This is a genomic window from Lysobacter sp. CC-YZS074, from assembly GCF_056739745.1.
Window position 1 is genome coordinate 1,973,161 of sequence record NZ_CP200301.1, and the last position, 14,918, is coordinate 1,988,078.

The following is a 14,918-nucleotide window of genomic DNA, read 5'->3' on the forward strand; positions in this document are numbered from 1 at the left end:
GCCGCGCAATTCGACGATCCGGGGTTCGCGAGAGTTCGATTTTCGGGCGAAGGTGCATCGCGTGGACCGCGGCGCGTCTGTCGGGCCATGGGTCGCCACCTGCGTCGCTCCTACGCCCGGGGCGGAGGTGGGAGCGTCAGCCCGGCCGTTCCGGATGGCGGTCCTGCCAGGCCGCCAGCGCGGCGCGGTAGCGCTCCACCGCCTCGTCGTGGACGTCGTAGATGCAGCGCACGCAGCCCTCGCCGCAGCAATCGGCGGGGTCGGGCTCCTCGGGCGGCCGCGGGCGCGGATCGTCGCGCTGTGTGCCGGCCGCAGGCGCTGTCTCCGCGGGAGCACGCGCGGCCGCGTGCGGTGCCGCGTTTCCCGTCCCCGCCGGTCCAGCGCTGGAAACCGTCATCGCGGCAGGTGGCCGTGCACCCAGGCGACGATCTGCGGCCGGGCCATCGCCCCGGACTGGCGGGCGAGCTCCCGGCCTTCATGCAGCAGCACCATCGTCGGGATGCTGCGGATGCCGAAGCGCGCGCCCAGCGCCGGCTCGGCCTCGGTGTCGACCTTGGCCAGCCGCACCCCCGGTTCCAGTTCGGCCGCGGCGGCTTCGAAGTGCGGCGCCATCGTCCGGCAGGGGCCGCACCATGGCGCCCAGAAGTCGACCAGCAGGGGTAGTCCGCTGCGCACGGCGTGCCGGTCGAAGTCGGCCGCGCCCAGCGCCAGCGGACGCCCGTCGAACAACGCCCGATGGCAACGGCCACACCCGGGTGACTGGCCCAGCCGCCCGCGTGGCAGGCGGTTTATCGCGCCGCAGTGCGGGCAGGGAATGAGGAGCGGAGTGTCGTTCATGCGTGCGGTCCGGCGATGGGCGACCAGCATCGCGCACGCGGCGTGGCATGCGCGTGGATGCGGCTCATCCGTCGTGCGGCTGGCGGCGCACTGCCAGCAGCGCCGCCAGCGTCAGCACCGCCGCGGCGGTCAGGTAGTAGCCGACCCATTCCAGACCGTGGTGCCGCGCCAGCCAGGTCGCCACATACGGCGCGAGCGAGGCGCCGAAGATGCCCGACAGGTTGAATGCCAGCGACGCGCCGGTGTAGCGCACCGCGGTCGGGAACATGCCGGCCAGGATCGTGCCCACCGGGCCGTAGGTCAGCCCCATCAGCGCCAGCCCGATCGCCAGGAACAGCATCGTCCCGGCAAGGTCGCCGGCCACGAACATCGGCGCGAACACCAGCCCGAACAACGCGATCAGCACGGTCGCGACGATCATTGCCGCGCGTGCGCCGCGCCGGTCGGCGAGCACCGCCGCCAGCGGGATGAAGGCGGCGAACAGCACCACCCCGAGCATCTGCATCCACAGGAATGCATCGCGCGGATAGCCCAGCGCGGACGTGCCCCAGCTCAGCGCGAACACCGTCATCAGGTAGAACAGCACGAACGTCGCCAGCGCGCCGACGGTGCCTGCCAGCAGCGCGCCGGGGTGGCGGGTGACCACGGTCCACATCGGCAGGCGGACGCGCTCCTCCCGCTCGATCGCGCGCTGGAAGTCCGGCGTCTCGACCAGCTTCAACCGCATCCACAGCCCGAGCGCGACCAGTACCGCACTGCCGAGGAACGGCGCGCGCCAGCCCCAGGCGAAGAACTGCGCCTCGTCCAGCCACGCACTCAGCAGCAGGAACACGCCGGTGGCGAGGAAAAAGCCCAACGGCGCGCCGAGCTGCGGGAACATGCCGTACCACGCACGCTTGCCGGGCGGCGCGTTCTCGGTCGCCAGCAGCACCGCCCCGCCCCACTCGCCGCCCAGCCCGAGCCCCTGGCCGAAGCGGCACAGCGCCAGCAGCACCGACGCGGTGACGCCGATGCGGTCGTAGGTGGGCAGCAGCCCGATCGCGACGGTCGACACGCCCATCGTCAGCAGCGCCGCGACCAGCGTCGCCTTGCGACCGATGCGGTCGCCGAAGTGGCCGAACACCGCCGAGCCGACCGGCCGGGCGAAGAAGGCGATCGCGAAGGTGGCCAGCGACTGCAACGTCGCCGACACCGGGTCGGCATCCGGGAAGAACAGCCGCGGGAACACCAGCACCGCGGCGGTGGCGTAGATGTAGAAGTCGAAGAACTCGATCGTGGTGCCGATCAGGCTGGCGAACAGCACGCGCGCCTTGGAGTTGGCCGGAGTGGTGGCGGTGTCGGTCATCGGCGCGGCGGTCGGTGGCATGGCAGTGCGAGGATGGCGGATCTCGAGCTGTAGGAGCGACGTGAGTCGCGACCTGTACATCGTGGCCGAGGATGACGGGCTCCGGGTCGCCCTTGTCGCTTCCGAAGAAAGAGCGCTTCGGGAGGCGCGTCCGTAACCGGCCTTCGCGAACCGGGCCGGCTTCGGCGGGTCGCGACCTACGTCGCTCCTACCATGCAGCGGACAGGCAAACGGCTCATTCGGCGTCCTTCTTCGCCCTCGCCTTCTGGTCGGCCCGGTAGGCCTCGACATGCGGCATCGCCCGCAGCACCTTCGACGCCGGATCGACGGTGAAGACCTCACCGACCGGCAATGCGACGTGGCCGCGCCCGCCAGTCATCGGCACCTCGACCACCTCGCCGCCGGGCGGTCCGACCCGCACCTGCAGCGGCATCGGGAACGGCCTGTCGCCTTCCGTCTTCCAGCGCAGATCGAGCCCGCCGGCACCGCGCTCGACCACCAGCTCCGGCAATGCCGACGAGTACAGGTAGACGTCGAAGAACCAGCCCAGCTCGTCACCGGTCACGTCGTTGACGATGTCGATGAAGTCCGGGGTGTCGGCGTAGCGCGGCGCGAACCGGCCGGGCCGCGGGTCGTCGGTGCCGTAGACCAGCCGGCGGGTCGCCCGGAAGAACGCTTCGTCGCCGATCATTCCGCGCAGGGTGTGCAGCACCAACGAGCCCTTGGCGTAGATGTCGCCGCAGGGGCCGGCCTCCGCGTCGTAGACCTCGTGCTCCAGCATCGGCTGGCCGGAGACGATCGGGTGCCGGTTGATCAACCCGAGCCGCTGGTCGTGCAGCTGCGCGTGATAGCCCATGTCGCCGAGCAGGTACTGCGCATACAGCGGCTGCATGTAGCTGCCGAAGCCCTCGTGCAGCCACATGTCGTCCCAGTCGTGGTTGGTCAGCTGGTTGGCGAACCACTCGTGGGCGAACTCGTGCTGCAGCAGCCAGTCGTAGCCGAACTCGCCCTTGCGATACTCGTTGCCGTAGGCGTTGATGGTCTGGTGCTCCATGCCCAGGTGCGGGGTCTCGACCACGCCCATCTTTTCGCCCGCGAAGGGGTACGGGCCGATCGTGGCCTCGAAGAAGTCCAGCATCCGCGGGAACTCGGCGAACAGCTCGCGCGCCTGCCCGTCGCGGTCGCGCAGGTGCCAGAAACGCAGCGGGATGGTGTTGCCGTAGCGGCTTTCGTACTCGTCCTGCAGCAGCTCGTACGGGCCGATGTTGAGGGCGATGGCGTAGGTGTTGGGGTCCTCGGTGCGCCAGTGCCAGGTGCGCCATCCGTCCTTCTCGTCCGTGCCGAGCAGCACGCCGTTGCCGGCGGCCACCAGCGGCGCGGGCACGGTTACGTGCTGGGTGACCACCTGCGGCTCGGCCATCGGATGGTCGATGCACGGCCAGAACAGGTCGCAGCCCTGCCCCTGCACCGCGGTGGCGATCCACGGCTCGCCGGTCGGCGCGGTCGCCCAGACGAAGCCGCCGTCCCACGGCGCGCGCTCGGCCACGTGCGGCTCGCCCTCGTAGGCGATCCGCACCTCGACGCTGTCGCCGGGCGCAAGGGCAGCGGGCAGATCGATCGTCAGCCGCCCGTCCGGATTGCTCCAGGCATCCGCCGGCAGCGTGCGGCCGTCGACGGTGATCAAGCCGATGGCCAGGTTGCGATCGAGATCGAGCACCAGCCGCGGCACCGGCGCGGTGGCGCGGAAACCCAGCGTGGCGTCGCCGCGCAGCCGGCGGGTGTCCGGAAACACCTGGAACTGCAGGTCGGCCGACTCGAACACCACCGCCTTCTGCTCGTCCGTCAATGGCGCGCCGGAAGCGTAGGTGTGGTCGGTCAGGTTGCCCTGGCCGGGGTGGCCCTGCCCCGCGGCGGCGGCGTGGTCGGCCATGAGGAAGAGCGCCAGCGGCAGACCCGCGAGTGCGAAGTGGTGACGTGACCCCATGGAAGACTCCCCTTTGGCGTGGACGCGGGCAGCCCCCGCCCGTCCCACGAACATGGCACATCGGCGAGGGTGCGGCCAACGTGGGGGCACCGCCGGGAGCCGCGCGCCTTTGTAGGAGCGGCTTCAGCCGCGATCGGCCGCCGGTTCGTGCGCGCCGGTTTCAAATCGCGGCTGAAGCCGCTCCTACAAGAGCCCGGACATCGTCATTAGACGGAGTAGGCGCCCGGCCCGGCCCGGTCCGGCTTCAGCCGATCACCAGATGCTCCAGCGGATGCAGCGACGGCCCTTCCAGTACCCGGCCATCGACGCCGAAGCGGCTGCCGTGGCAGGGGCAGTCCCAACTCGTCGCGGCGGGATTCCACGCCACCAGGCACTTCAGGTGCGGGCACACCGGCGAGAGCACCGTGAGCTCGCCCTCGGGCGACCGGTAGACCGCGTGCTTGCGGCCGTCCAGATCGACGATCCGGCCTTCGCCGGGCCGCACCTGCGACAGCCTTTCCAGCTCCGCATGCGCGAACCGGTCGCCGACCAGGTGTTTGACCACCGTCGTGTTCTCGGTCGCCCAGCCGCGGGCGGACTTGGCCGGAGTGAACCGCCGCGCGGACAGGCGCTCGGCCGCCGCGGTCTCCCGTCCCTGCACCAGATCGCAGAGGACGGCCGCCGCGACCGTGCCCCAGGTCAGCCCGTCGGCCGCGAACCCGGTGGCGATGAAGACGTTGCCGTGCGCGCTGGGTCCGACGTACGGCAGCTCGTCGGCGGCGTGGTACTGCTGGGCCGACCATTCATGGCTGAACTCCTCGACACCGAACTGCGCGCGGGCGTAGTCGCGCAGGCGCTGGTAGTAGTCGGCGCCGGGTTCGTGCTCGCCGGTCTTGTGCTTCTCGCCGACCACGACCAGATAGTCGCGCCCGTCGTGGCGATAGCTGCGTACCGAACGCGAGCGGTCGCGCACCCAGAAGATGCCGTCCGGAGCGCCCTGCATCGGTGCGGCCACCCCGTATTCGCGTTGGACCTCCATCTCCGCCTGCACCAGGTTGAAGCCCTTCGGCGTGTGGGTGGCGAGCACGATGTGCCGCGCACGGACCTCGCCGGTGCGGGTGCGCACGATGCCATCGCCCGCGTCGATGTCGGTGACCGCACTGTGCTCGTGCACGTGCGCGCCGTGGCCGGCCAGCGCCGAGGCCAGCGCGCGGGTGTACCGCCACGGATTGAACTGCGCCTGGCGATCGATCCGCAGCACGCGGTGGAAGGGCACCGGCAGCGCACCCGCCTCGACCCATTCGGGCGCCAGCCCGGCCGCGGAAGCCGCGTCGAACTCCTCCTCCAGCGACTGCAGCGCAGCTGCCCCGTCGCCCGCCACGCCGCAGTACAGCGCGCGCCGCTCGAATGCGCAGTCGATTCCGAGGCGCGCGACGTTCTGCCCGATCCGGTCGACCGCCGCCGAGCGCATCGCGACGACCTCCCGCAGTACCTCGTCGCCCCATTTCGCGCGCACCTTGGCCAGGCCGCTCGACAGGGTGCCGTAGAGATTGCCGGTCGAGCGCCCGGTGTTGCTCGCACCGATCCGCGCCGCCTCGAGCAGCGCGACCGAGCGGCCGGCTTCGGCGAGCATCAGTGCGGTGGTCACGCCGGTGATGCCGCCACCGACCACCACGACATCCACGTCGAGCGTCGCCCCGGACAGCGCCGGGTAGGCGACCTCGCCCGCCTCCGCGTGGCCGGTCATCCAGATGCTGCCGGGGTGGGTATCCATGTTGCCTCCGCGCTTGGGATGCCCCATTACGCAGGAGGCGACGTAAGCACGGTGTTCAGGCGACGGTGCGCGCCAACCGCAGATCCACCTACGGGTCCCGCGGCTGCGCCACGGGCAGGCGCCAGCCGTGCCGGATCGCCATGTAGCGCAGGCCGAAGCACAGCAGCGCCCCGACCACCACCACCGGCGCCAGCGGCCACCCGAGCCGGTGGCCGATCACCACGGTGGCGGCGCCGGCCATGGCGGCGACGGCGTAGAGCTCGGCCTGGAAGATCACCGGCGTACGCGCGACCAGCACATCGCGGGCGATGCCGCCGCCGATGCCGCTGAGCATCCCCAGCAGCGTGGCCGACACCGGGCCGAGGCCGAAGTCGATCGCCTTGATCGCGCCCGACACCGCGAAGAGCGCCAGCCCGGCCGCGTCGAATACCTGCACCGGATTGCGCAGGCGCTCGACGTCGGCGTAGCGGTAGAACGTCAGCAGCCCCGCCAGACAGGTGGTCGCCAGGTAGCTCCAGCTGACCAGCGCCAGCGGCGGCGTGTCGCCGATCAGCACGTCGCGGGCGATACCGCCGGAGGTCGCGGCGGCGAAAGACAGCACCAGCACCCCGAACAGGTCGAGCCGGTGCCGCACGCCGACGGTCGCGCCGGCGATGGCGAACACGAACGTGCCCAGGAGGTCCAGGGCGATCAGGAAGAGGTCCACGTCCGGCGGCTCGGCGATGCGGGGCGTCAGGATGCGTGGAGCGGTCGGCCGAGTTCAAGCCGGGCCGCTGGATCGTCCGCCGGCCTCGCGGGCACGCGCGCCGTACGCGGAGCCGCCGTTACATCATCGCCAGCTCGTTGTTGGTCAGCGTCCGGTTGTACTGGTCGCGCAGGCGCACCTTCCGCTCCAGGTCGCTGATGATGTAACCGCTGAAATCCACTCCGGTGAGCTCCTCGGCCATGTTGATGCCGCCGGGGGTGTCGACGTTGATCTCCATCATCTTGTCGCCAACGATGTCGAGCCCGGCCAGGTACATGCCGTCGCGCATCAGCTTGGGCGCGGCGATCTCGGCCAGCCGCAGCGCGTCCTCGTCGGGCACGGCCATTTCGATCTTGCCACCGGCGGTGATGTTGCTGCGCGCGTCGCCGCTGTCGTTGTAGCGCCGGAAGCAGGCGTACTGGCCGTCGACGCACAGCGGCCGGCCATTGAGGGTCAGCAGCCGCAGGTCGCCCTCGGCGGCCTTGGGCAGGTATTCCTGCACGATGGCGTAGCCGTCGCGGGTCACCGCCTCGATCATCTGGTTGAGGTTGGCGCCGCTGTCGGGCGTCACCACGAACACGCTCTGCCCGCCCGAGCCCTGCAGTGGCTTGATCACCCCGTAGCCGTCGTGGGCGGCGATGAACGACTTGATCTCGTCGGCGTCCAGGGTGATGCAGGTGACCGGCCGCAGCTCCTCGGGGAAGTGCTGGAAATAGGTCTTGTTGGAGGCGTCGGTGAGGTGGGTCGGGTCGTTGAGGACGATGACGTGCTTGAGCGCGGCCAGCTGGGCGAACAGCAGGCCGCTGTTGGGCGCCCACGGGCGGTCGACGACCTCCTCGGCCGGGTCGCTGCGCAGCATCAGTACGTCGAGGTCCTCGACCGAAATCCGGTGGGTCTCGCAATCGGTGCCCTGCAGGTCGGCAAGCAGCGCGTCGTCGTCGGCGTACTGCGATTGGCGCGGCACGTGCGCGCGGGCGCGGATGGTGCCGTTGGCGTCGTAGATGAAGTCGCCCAGGCCGATCAGCGCCACGTCGTGACCACGGTTCACCGCGGCGCGGGCGAGCCGGATGGTGGTGTAGTTGTTCTTCTCGGTGGCCATGTCGTTGATGACGAAGCCGAGCTTGATCGGCTTGCCGGGGCCGCTGACCGGGGACGGGCTCATGCGTGATCCTTGGAGGCTTGCTGGTGGGGGATGGGTGCGCTGCGCGCGGAGCGACCCGCGACGTGTTCCGGCGCCAGCCCGGGGGGCGGCGCGTGCGCGGGGTCGCGGCTCCCGGTGCGGGCCGGACCGTCGGCGGCGGGCTCGACGTGGAACAGGCGCTCGACTGGCGTTTCGCGGCAGCGGGCCAGCCGTTCGCCGGCGCCGTAGGCGGAGCAGTAGCGCGGCAGCAGGTCCGGTGCGACCGCCCAGCCTTCGTCGATCAGCTGGTCCAGCACCACCAGGTGCGACAGCGCGAACTTGCCGATGAACAGCGGCTCGAACTCGCCGCCGCCGGCGAGGTATTCGACCAGGTCGCGCAGGCCGCTCAGGTACACCGCGTCCTTGGTCAGTCCACCTCCGCGGCGGGCGCGCACAGCAACGTCGAAGGCGTCGTCGGTGGGCAGCTCATGGGTACCGTGCAGCACGTCGAAAATCACGGGGATGTCCTCGCCGCGTATCGCCATGTCGGTCGCCACCACGCGCGCGGCCAGCACGCGCAGGCGCTCTCCGGGCAGGTAGCCGGCGAGGTATTCGGCCAGCACGCCCAGGCCTTCCTGCAGCGGGTCGTAGTGCGCCAGGCCCACCCGCAACTGCTGCAGCGACTGCCGGTTGCCGTTGTGGCGGGTCACCAGGTGGGTGCCGATCTCGTGCTGGATCAGCGGCTGCACCCGCGCCCGCGGGAGCCGGACGTCGCCGTCGATGAAGAACTTGCCGTGCGACACCATCATCAATGAATTCAGATCGGCGTCGACGACCACCTCGGCGAAGAAATCCGGCGAGCGGTCGCGGTACCAGTCCAGCTCGTCCTCGACCGCGGCGAGCACCTCGTCGATGCCGGCCTCCGCCTCCAGCGGCACGCTCGGCCCGACGCTGGCGAGGATCTGCTCGGCCAGCGCCAGCAGCCGCGGCTCCACGCCGCCGAACAGGTCGAGGCTGGCATTGATGAAGCCGTCGGTGTCGCGCATCCGCACCAGTTCGATCTGGCGGTCGAGCTCGCGCTGCTTCTCCGCGAGCAGACCCGCCAGCAGCGGCGACTCGATCTTCTCGACCGGCAGGGCGAGCAACCGCTCGCGTACTGCGTGCAGGTCGATATCGGGATCGAGGTATTCCAGCGGCGGCACCCGGGTCCGTCCGCTGGCCTCGAACTGTGTCCACAAACGGTCGTTGTGGATGGGCGACAGCGCCAGCAGCCAGTCGACCTCGCTGTCCATCCGCGCCAGTTCGGCGTCGACCTGCGCCGCGACCGGGGGCAAGGGCCGCGGCCGGCGCGCCGCACGTGGTACGCCGGTCACCGGCACGCCAGGAACTCCCCGCGGACCGCATCGACCGCGTCCTGCAGGCTGGCGCGGAACGCCTCGACCACGCCGATGTCGGCCTGTGCGGTCCATTCGTCCATGTAGATCTTCTTGTATTCCAGCGAAATGGCGCAGACGCGCTCGCCATAGGTCGCATACAGCCACTCGGGAAAGTAGCCGCCGCCCTCGTAGCGCACGTTCTCGCGCACGTCCGGGCGGCGTCCGGCGACCGTGGTGTCGCGCAGCACTTCGGCGAAGCGGTCGACGGTGCGGCCCCAGCGGCGCGCGTCGAGCGTGGTCACGCCCAGGTCGATATCGGGATTGCGGTGCTGCGGCGCCGGGTCCGCGCCGGCGCCGTCGCGTCGATGGTTGTAGCTGTGGATATCCAGCAGCAGCACGCAGCCCCACTTCCCCAGCACCTCGTCCATGAGTGCGCGCACCATCGCGTAGAAGCGGTCGTGCCCGGCAAGCGACGCGTCCAGTTCGTCGGCGGGCAGCGGGCCGCGCCAGACCTTCAGGCCCCAGGTGTCAGCGGGATTGGTGGAGATCGCCTTCGCGCGCGGACGGTTGAGGTCAACCTGGAAGCGCGAGGCGCGCACCTGGATGCGCACGTCGCCGACGGAAGTCAGGATGCCGGTCAGCGGGTCCTCGTCACGGCGCCGCTCTTCCTCGCTGAAGGCCAGGTGCGGCAGCAGCGAATCGCGCATGGCATGACCATCGTGGATGGCGGCAGCGACCACCGGCCCCTCGCCGAGGACGATGTCCCAGTCGTCGCTGGGGTGCTGCAGGACGAGCTGTTCGTCGCGGGAAAAATACTGCGGCGGCGCGTCGACGGCCGCGTCGTTTCGATTGTCCATGCCGGCCATCGTTGCATCGCCGGCATGAGGTGACCGTGATCGGTTCAGTCGCCGCCGAGCAGATCCAGCGGGTCGCCCTTGGGTTCTTCCTGCCGCGCTTCGGGCAGCCGCTCGATGCGCGCGGCGCGGTAACGCGCCACGGCCTCGCGCGCCAGCTGCTCGCGGTACTCGTCCGACACCAGCGTCTCGGGGCCGAATACGTCGGCCATCAGCGTGGCGATTTCGCGCGCCGTGGCCTGGTGGGCGTCATCGACCGCGGCACCCGACGCACGCAGGCGCTCCAGCGTGCGTTGCGCCACCAGCAGACCGCTGGCGATGGTCAGCTCGTGGGCCTGCGCGTCGGCCGGGTCGCGCCGCAGTACCTGTTCGGCCGCCGAGAGCGCATCGACCGCGCGTCCCTGCCGATAGCGCAGGCCGGCGATCTCGAGCCACGGCTCCTTGCGGGTGGGGTCGAGCGCGGCGGCCTGCTGCAGCGTGGCGACCGCGGCATCGACCTGGCCGGCCTCCGCATGGCTGCGCGCGAGCAGCATCGACGCGTCGTAATCGGGCGCGGCAGGTGCGTGCAATGTGGCGCAGGCACTCAGTGAAGCAGTCAATGCCAAGGTCACGCAGCTCTTCAGGGCGCCACGGAACCGGGCTGGAACGACAGGACTCATGGGGGTCTCCGTTCCCTGATGCACGGGAACCTATCAGCGGCGACGTAAAAATCTCGATGACCGGGGCGCATCCACGCATTCCCGGCCCCTGAACAGGCGCCATTGTCCCAAAAAACCGTGCGCGGGTTGCGGCGGGCGTCCGACTTTCCTAGGCTGGGGCGGTAGCACTTTCGCTCATCTTCCCTGCGCCGTGAGTTTCACCGGCGTATTTCCACCCTTCCCTACTGTGAGGTTTCCCCATGGAGATCGCCGATCGGCGCGTCGCCACCATCCATTACACCCTGACCAACGACGCCGGCGAGGTCATCGACAAGTCCGCCGCGGAAGCCCCGCTGAGCTACCTGCAAGGCGCCGGCAACATCATTCCCGGCCTCGAGCAGGCGCTGGTCGGCAAGAAGACCGGCGATACCCTGACCGTCGACGTCGCTCCCGAGAAGGGCTACGGCCCGCGCCACGACGGGCTGATCCAGACCGTGCCGCGCAGCGCGTTCCAAGGCGTGGAATCGGTCCAGCCGGGCATGCAGTTCGAGGCCCGCACCGCGCAGGGACCGCTGCTGGTCACCGTGACCAAGGTGGAGCCGGAAGAGGTCACCGTCGACGGCAACCACCCGCTGGCGGGGCAGAACCTGCACTTCGCGGTCGAGGTGGCCGACGTACGCGAAGCCTCCGAGGAGGAGCTCAACCAGGGCCACGTGGAACCTGCCGCCTGACCCATGCCGAATGCCGGAAAAGCCCGCGCCGGTCGCGGGCTTTTTTGTGCCGGTCAGACCACCAGCGCCATCACCGACACGTAGTGGCAGACGCTGCCGGCCACCACGAACAGGTGCCACACCGCATGCGAGTAGCGCAGTGCCGGGCGGTGATAGAACAAGGTGCCCAGGGTGTAGAACACGCCACCGGCGAGCAGCCAGCCCAGCGTCCAGCCGTCCAGCGCGTTGAGCAGCGGCTTGATCGCCACCAGCGCCAGCCACCCCATGCCGACATAGAGCAGCGTCGACAGCAGCTTGAACCGGCCGGTGAAGAACAGCTTGAACACCACGCCGGCGATCGCCAGCGTCCAGATCGCGGCGAACAGGCTCCAGCCCCACGGCCCGCGCAGGCCGACCAGGGTGAACGGCGTATAGGTGCCGGCGATCAGCAGGTAGATCGCGCAATGGTCGAAGACCTTCAGCCGCGCCTTCGCCACCGGATGCGCGATCGCGTGGTACAGGGTCGATGCCAGGTACAGCAGCAACAGGCAGACGCCGAACACGATCGCCCCGGCCAGCTGCCACCCATCGCCGAACAGTGCCGCCAGGGTGATCAGCACCGCACCGCCGGCCAGCGCCGCGGCCGCGCCCAGCCCATGGGTGATCGCATTGGCCAGTTCCTCGCCGGCATGCACGTCGACGGGCACGGCGGGCGAAGCACTCGGATGACCAGTACGGCTGCGCATGGCACCGATCTTACCCGAGCACCGTGGGCCGACGGCCGGCGCGCGCGGATCAGCGAGCCGAGTCGATCAACGGCCGCCGGTCCGATGCACGCGGCGTAAACACCCGGGCGCTAGGCTCGGGCGATCCCTTTCGACCACTGCGGGCCGCCAGGCGCGGTGGTCCACCGAATGGAGAGCCATGATGTCCGTCCACCGGCGCAGCATCGCCCTGCTCATCACCGGAATCGTCTTCCTGCTGATCGGACTCGCACTCGGGGGTGGCGGCATCCAGCTGGTCGCGTTGGGCGGGTCGTGGTTCTACCTCGCCGCGGGCGTCGGCTTCGTGCTCACCGGTGTCCTGCTGCTGACGCGACGCCGGGCGGCACTGCCGGTCTACGGCCTGCTGCTGGCGTCGACGCTGGCGTGGTCCTGGTGGGAAGCGGGGCTGGACTGGTGGCCGCTGGCGGCCCGCCTGGGCCTGCCGTTCCTGCTCGGCCTGTGGCTGCTGATGCCGTGGATCACGCGACCGCTGCAGCCGGTGCGCGGCACCCTCGACCACCCTTCGCACCCGCGCGCGTGGCGCGGCGCCGCGTTGCCGCTGACGGTCGCGGTGGCGCTGACGGTGGTGGTGTCCGCGCTCTCGTGGTTCAACGACCCGCACCGGATCGAAGGCCACGCTCCCGCGGCGCGCGCCCGGCCCGCGGCGCCCGGCGTGCCGGAAGGCGAATGGCACGCGTACGGGCGCACCCCATTCGGGCAGCGCTATTCGCCTTTGGACCAGATCACGCCCGCCAATGTCGACGGACTCGAGGTGGCGTGGACCTACCGTACGGGCGATGTCCGCGGGCAACCCGGCGACCCGGTCGAAACCACCTTCGAGGTGACGCCGCTGAAGATCGGCGACCGCCTCTTCCTGTGCACGCCGCACCAGTTCGTGATCGCGCTCGACGCGACCACCGGCGAAGAGATCTGGCGGCTCGATCCCGAGATCCAGGGCGAGCTGGCGCTGCAGCACCTGACCTGTCGCGGCCTGTCCTACCACGCCGGTGGTGACGCTCCGGCCGCCTCCGCACCGGCAGGGTCGTCGTCCGACGACAGCGCTTCCGCGGCCGCGCGCCCGGCGGACGCCACCGGACAGCAACGGTCCGCTGCGGCCGCCACCACCGCGCCGGTCACCGACGGCAACCCCGAAGCGAGCGAGCGCACCGCGCCGGCGCCCGGCACTTCGGCTGCCGCGCCACGCCCCACCGACGCGCCGATCGCCACCCGCAACCTGCCGGTCGCCGAACGCTGCATCGCCCGGCTCTTCATGCCGACCGCCGACGGGCGCCTGATCGCGATCAACCCCGACAACGGCAAGGTCTGCCCCGAATTCGGCCACGGCCGCGGGCAGATCAACCTCTGGGCCAACATGCCGTACGTCAACCCGGGCTCGTACTACTCGACCTCGCCGGTGGTGGTCACCGAGTCGCTGGTCATCGTCGGCGGCACCGTGCTCGACAACGTGTCCACCACCGAGCCGTCCGGCGTGATCCGCGCATTCGATGTGCGCACCGGCGACCTGGTGTGGGGCTGGGACCCGGGCAACCCGGGCGATACCGCGCCCCTGCCGCCCGGCGAAACCTACACGCCTAGCTCGCCCAACAGCTGGTCGATCTCCAGCGTCGACGAGGCGCTCGGACTGCTCTACGTGCCGCTCGGCAACCAGCCGCCGGACCAGTGGGGCGGCGCCCGCAGCCCCGCGACCGAACGCCATTCCTCCTCGGTGGTGGCGCTGGACCTCGCCACCGGCCGGGTGCGCTGGGTTTTCCAGACCGTCCACCACGACCTGTGGGATTACGACGTGCCCTCGCAGCCCAGCCTGGTGGACCTGACCATCGACGGCGCGACCGTACCCGCGCTGGTGCAGCCGACCAAGCAGGGCGAGTTGTACGTGCTCGACCGCCGTACCGGCGAGCCGTTGCTGCCGGTGACCGAAGTCCCCGCGCCGCAGGGCGCCGCCGAAGGCGACCACACCGCGCCGACCCAGCCGGTATCCGCGCTGTCGTACGACCCGCCGCCGCTGCGCGGCCGCGACATGTGGGGCGCGACCCTGCTGGACCAGCTCGCCTGCCGCATCTCGTTGAAGAAGCTGCGCTACGAGGGCCGGTACACGCCGCCGAGCACGCAGGGCACGCTGGTCTACCCGGGCAACTTCGGGGTGTTCAACTGGGGCGGCATCGCGGTCGACCCGCAACGGCAGATCGCCTTCACCACGCCGACCTACCTGGCGTTCGTGTCCACCCTGATCCCGCGCGAGGACGACACCACGCTGTACATCAACACCGGCAGCAGCGCGCCGCAGCACGGCACCGCCCTGCCCGCGCTCAACGAAAACTTCGGCGCGCCGTTCGCGGTGAAGCTGGGGCCGTTCGTGTCGGCGCTCGGGCTGCCCTGCCAGGAGCCGCCGTGGGGCTACGTCGCCGCCGCCGACCTGACCACCGGCGAGATCCTCTGGAAGCACCGCAATGGCACCGTCCGCGACAGCTCGCCGTTGCCGCTGCCGTTCCGGATGGGCGTGCCCAACCTCGGCGGGCCGATCATGACGGCGGGCGGGGTGGCGTTCCTGTCGGGCACGCTCGACTACTTCGTCCGCGCGTACGACGTGAGCACCGGCGAGCAGCTCTGGGAGCACCGCCTGCCGGCCGGCGGCCAGGCCACGCCGATGACCTATCTCGGCCGCGACGGGCGCCAGTACCTGCTGGTGGTGGCCGGCGGCCACGGCTCACTGGGTACCCGGGCGGGCGACCACGTGATCGCGTACGCCCTGCCCGGCGGCGGAGACAACTGAC

13 protein-coding genes are annotated in these 14,918 nt (G+C 70.6%); 2 read left to right on the forward strand and 11 right to left on the reverse strand.

Annotated elements, in window-relative coordinates; translation table 11 throughout:
• Positions 1-136 precede the first annotated feature (136 nt).
• The 10 genes from U8331_RS08890 to U8331_RS08935 all read right to left on the reverse strand — a co-directional run bounded on the left by U8331_RS08890 (position 137) and on the right by U8331_RS08935 (position 10,673).
• The gene (locus U8331_RS08890) at positions 137-232 is read right to left on the reverse strand and encodes a hypothetical protein (protein WP_481130689.1); all 96 of its coding nucleotides are present in this window, start codon (positions 230-232) and stop codon (positions 137-139) included.
• 161 nt (positions 233-393) lie between these two features.
• On the reverse strand, positions 394-837 hold the full coding sequence (gene trxC / locus U8331_RS08895; protein WP_481130690.1) for a thioredoxin TrxC: 444 nt from the start codon (positions 835-837) through the stop codon (positions 394-396).
• A gap of 64 nt (positions 838-901) precedes the next feature.
• Positions 902-2,182, reverse strand: coding sequence for an MFS transporter (locus U8331_RS08900; protein WP_481132938.1), 1,281 nt, complete (start codon positions 2,180-2,182; stop codon positions 902-904).
• Between the two features lie 235 nt (positions 2,183-2,417).
• Positions 2,418-4,166 carry a M1 family metallopeptidase gene (locus U8331_RS08905; protein ID WP_481130691.1) on the reverse strand — a complete coding sequence of 583 codons (1,749 nt, stop codon included), beginning with the start codon at positions 4,164-4,166 and terminating at the stop codon, positions 2,418-2,420.
• A gap of 244 nt (positions 4,167-4,410) precedes the next feature.
• A complete protein-coding gene (locus U8331_RS08910; protein ID WP_481130692.1) occupies positions 4,411-5,919 on the reverse strand; it encodes an FAD-dependent oxidoreductase in 1,509 nt (502 codons plus the stop codon).
• An 88-nt stretch (positions 5,920-6,007) separates the two neighbouring features.
• Entirely contained in the window at positions 6,008-6,625 is a 618-nt protein-coding gene (locus U8331_RS08915) for a trimeric intracellular cation channel family protein (protein ID WP_481130693.1), read from the reverse strand.
• 118 nt (positions 6,626-6,743) lie between these two features.
• Positions 6,744-7,826 carry an ATP-grasp domain-containing protein gene (locus U8331_RS08920; RefSeq protein ID WP_481130694.1) on the reverse strand — a complete coding sequence of 361 codons (1,083 nt, stop codon included), beginning with the start codon at positions 7,824-7,826 and terminating at the stop codon, positions 6,744-6,746.
• Positions 7,823-9,118 (reverse strand): tyrosine/phenylalanine carboxypeptidase domain-containing protein, encoded by a 1,296-nt coding sequence (locus U8331_RS08925; protein ID WP_481130695.1) that lies wholly within the window; start codon positions 9,116-9,118, stop codon positions 7,823-7,825. Before U8331_RS08925 ends, U8331_RS08920 begins: the two co-directional genes overlap by 4 nt.
• Positions 9,119-9,153: 35 nt before the next feature.
• Positions 9,154-10,017 (reverse strand): N-formylglutamate amidohydrolase, encoded by an 864-nt coding sequence (locus tag U8331_RS08930; protein WP_481130696.1) that lies wholly within the window; start codon positions 10,015-10,017, stop codon positions 9,154-9,156.
• A 44-nt stretch (positions 10,018-10,061) separates the two neighbouring features.
• A complete protein-coding gene (locus U8331_RS08935) occupies positions 10,062-10,673 on the reverse strand; it encodes a tetratricopeptide repeat protein (protein ID WP_481130697.1) in 612 nt (203 codons plus the stop codon).
• A gap of 239 nt (positions 10,674-10,912) precedes the next feature.
• Between U8331_RS08935 and U8331_RS08940 the strand changes: the two genes are divergently transcribed.
• Positions 10,913-11,383 carry an FKBP-type peptidyl-prolyl cis-trans isomerase gene (locus U8331_RS08940; protein ID WP_481130698.1) on the forward strand — a complete coding sequence of 157 codons (471 nt, stop codon included), beginning with the start codon at positions 10,913-10,915 and terminating at the stop codon, positions 11,381-11,383.
• 53 nt (positions 11,384-11,436) lie between these two features.
• Here the strand turns inward: U8331_RS08940 and trhA are convergent, their stop codons facing one another.
• The gene (gene trhA / locus U8331_RS08945) at positions 11,437-12,108 is read right to left on the reverse strand and encodes a PAQR family membrane homeostasis protein TrhA (RefSeq protein ID WP_481130699.1); all 672 of its coding nucleotides are present in this window, start codon (positions 12,106-12,108) and stop codon (positions 11,437-11,439) included.
• Between the two features lie 181 nt (positions 12,109-12,289).
• Here trhA and U8331_RS08950 point away from each other — a divergent pair, with 181 nt between their 5' ends.
• Complete coding sequence (locus U8331_RS08950; RefSeq protein ID WP_481130700.1) at positions 12,290-14,917, forward strand: outer membrane protein assembly factor BamB family protein; 2,628 nt, start codon at positions 12,290-12,292, stop codon at positions 14,915-14,917.
• Position 14,918: the final 1 nt, after the last annotated feature.

Excerpts from the sequence above, each read along its gene's own strand:
- trxC (WP_481130690.1), bottom strand. The coding sequence starts at position 837 with ATGAACGACACTCCGCTCCTCATTCCCTGCCCGCACTGCGGCGCGATA.
- U8331_RS08900 (WP_481132938.1), bottom strand. The coding sequence starts at position 2,182 with ATGACCGACACCGCCACCACTCCGGCCAACTCCAAGGCGCGCGTGCTG.
- U8331_RS08905 (WP_481130691.1), bottom strand. The coding sequence starts at position 4,166 with ATGGGGTCACGTCACCACTTCGCACTCGCGGGTCTGCCGCTGGCGCTC.
- U8331_RS08910 (WP_481130692.1), bottom strand. The coding sequence starts at position 5,919 with ATGGATACCCACCCCGGCAGCATCTGGATGACCGGCCACGCGGAGGCG.
- U8331_RS08920 (WP_481130694.1), bottom strand. The coding sequence starts at position 7,826 with ATGAGCCCGTCCCCGGTCAGCGGCCCCGGCAAGCCGATCAAGCTCGGC.
- U8331_RS08930 (WP_481130696.1), bottom strand. The coding sequence starts at position 10,017 with ATGGACAATCGAAACGACGCGGCCGTCGACGCGCCGCCGCAGTATTTT.
- U8331_RS08935 (WP_481130697.1), bottom strand. The coding sequence starts at position 10,673 with ATGAGTCCTGTCGTTCCAGCCCGGTTCCGTGGCGCCCTGAAGAGCTGC.
- U8331_RS08940 (WP_481130698.1), top strand. The coding sequence starts at position 10,913 with ATGGAGATCGCCGATCGGCGCGTCGCCACCATCCATTACACCCTGACC.
- trhA (WP_481130699.1), bottom strand. The coding sequence starts at position 12,108 with ATGCGCAGCCGTACTGGTCATCCGAGTGCTTCGCCCGCCGTGCCCGTC.
- U8331_RS08950 (WP_481130700.1), top strand. The coding sequence starts at position 12,290 with ATGTCCGTCCACCGGCGCAGCATCGCCCTGCTCATCACCGGAATCGTC.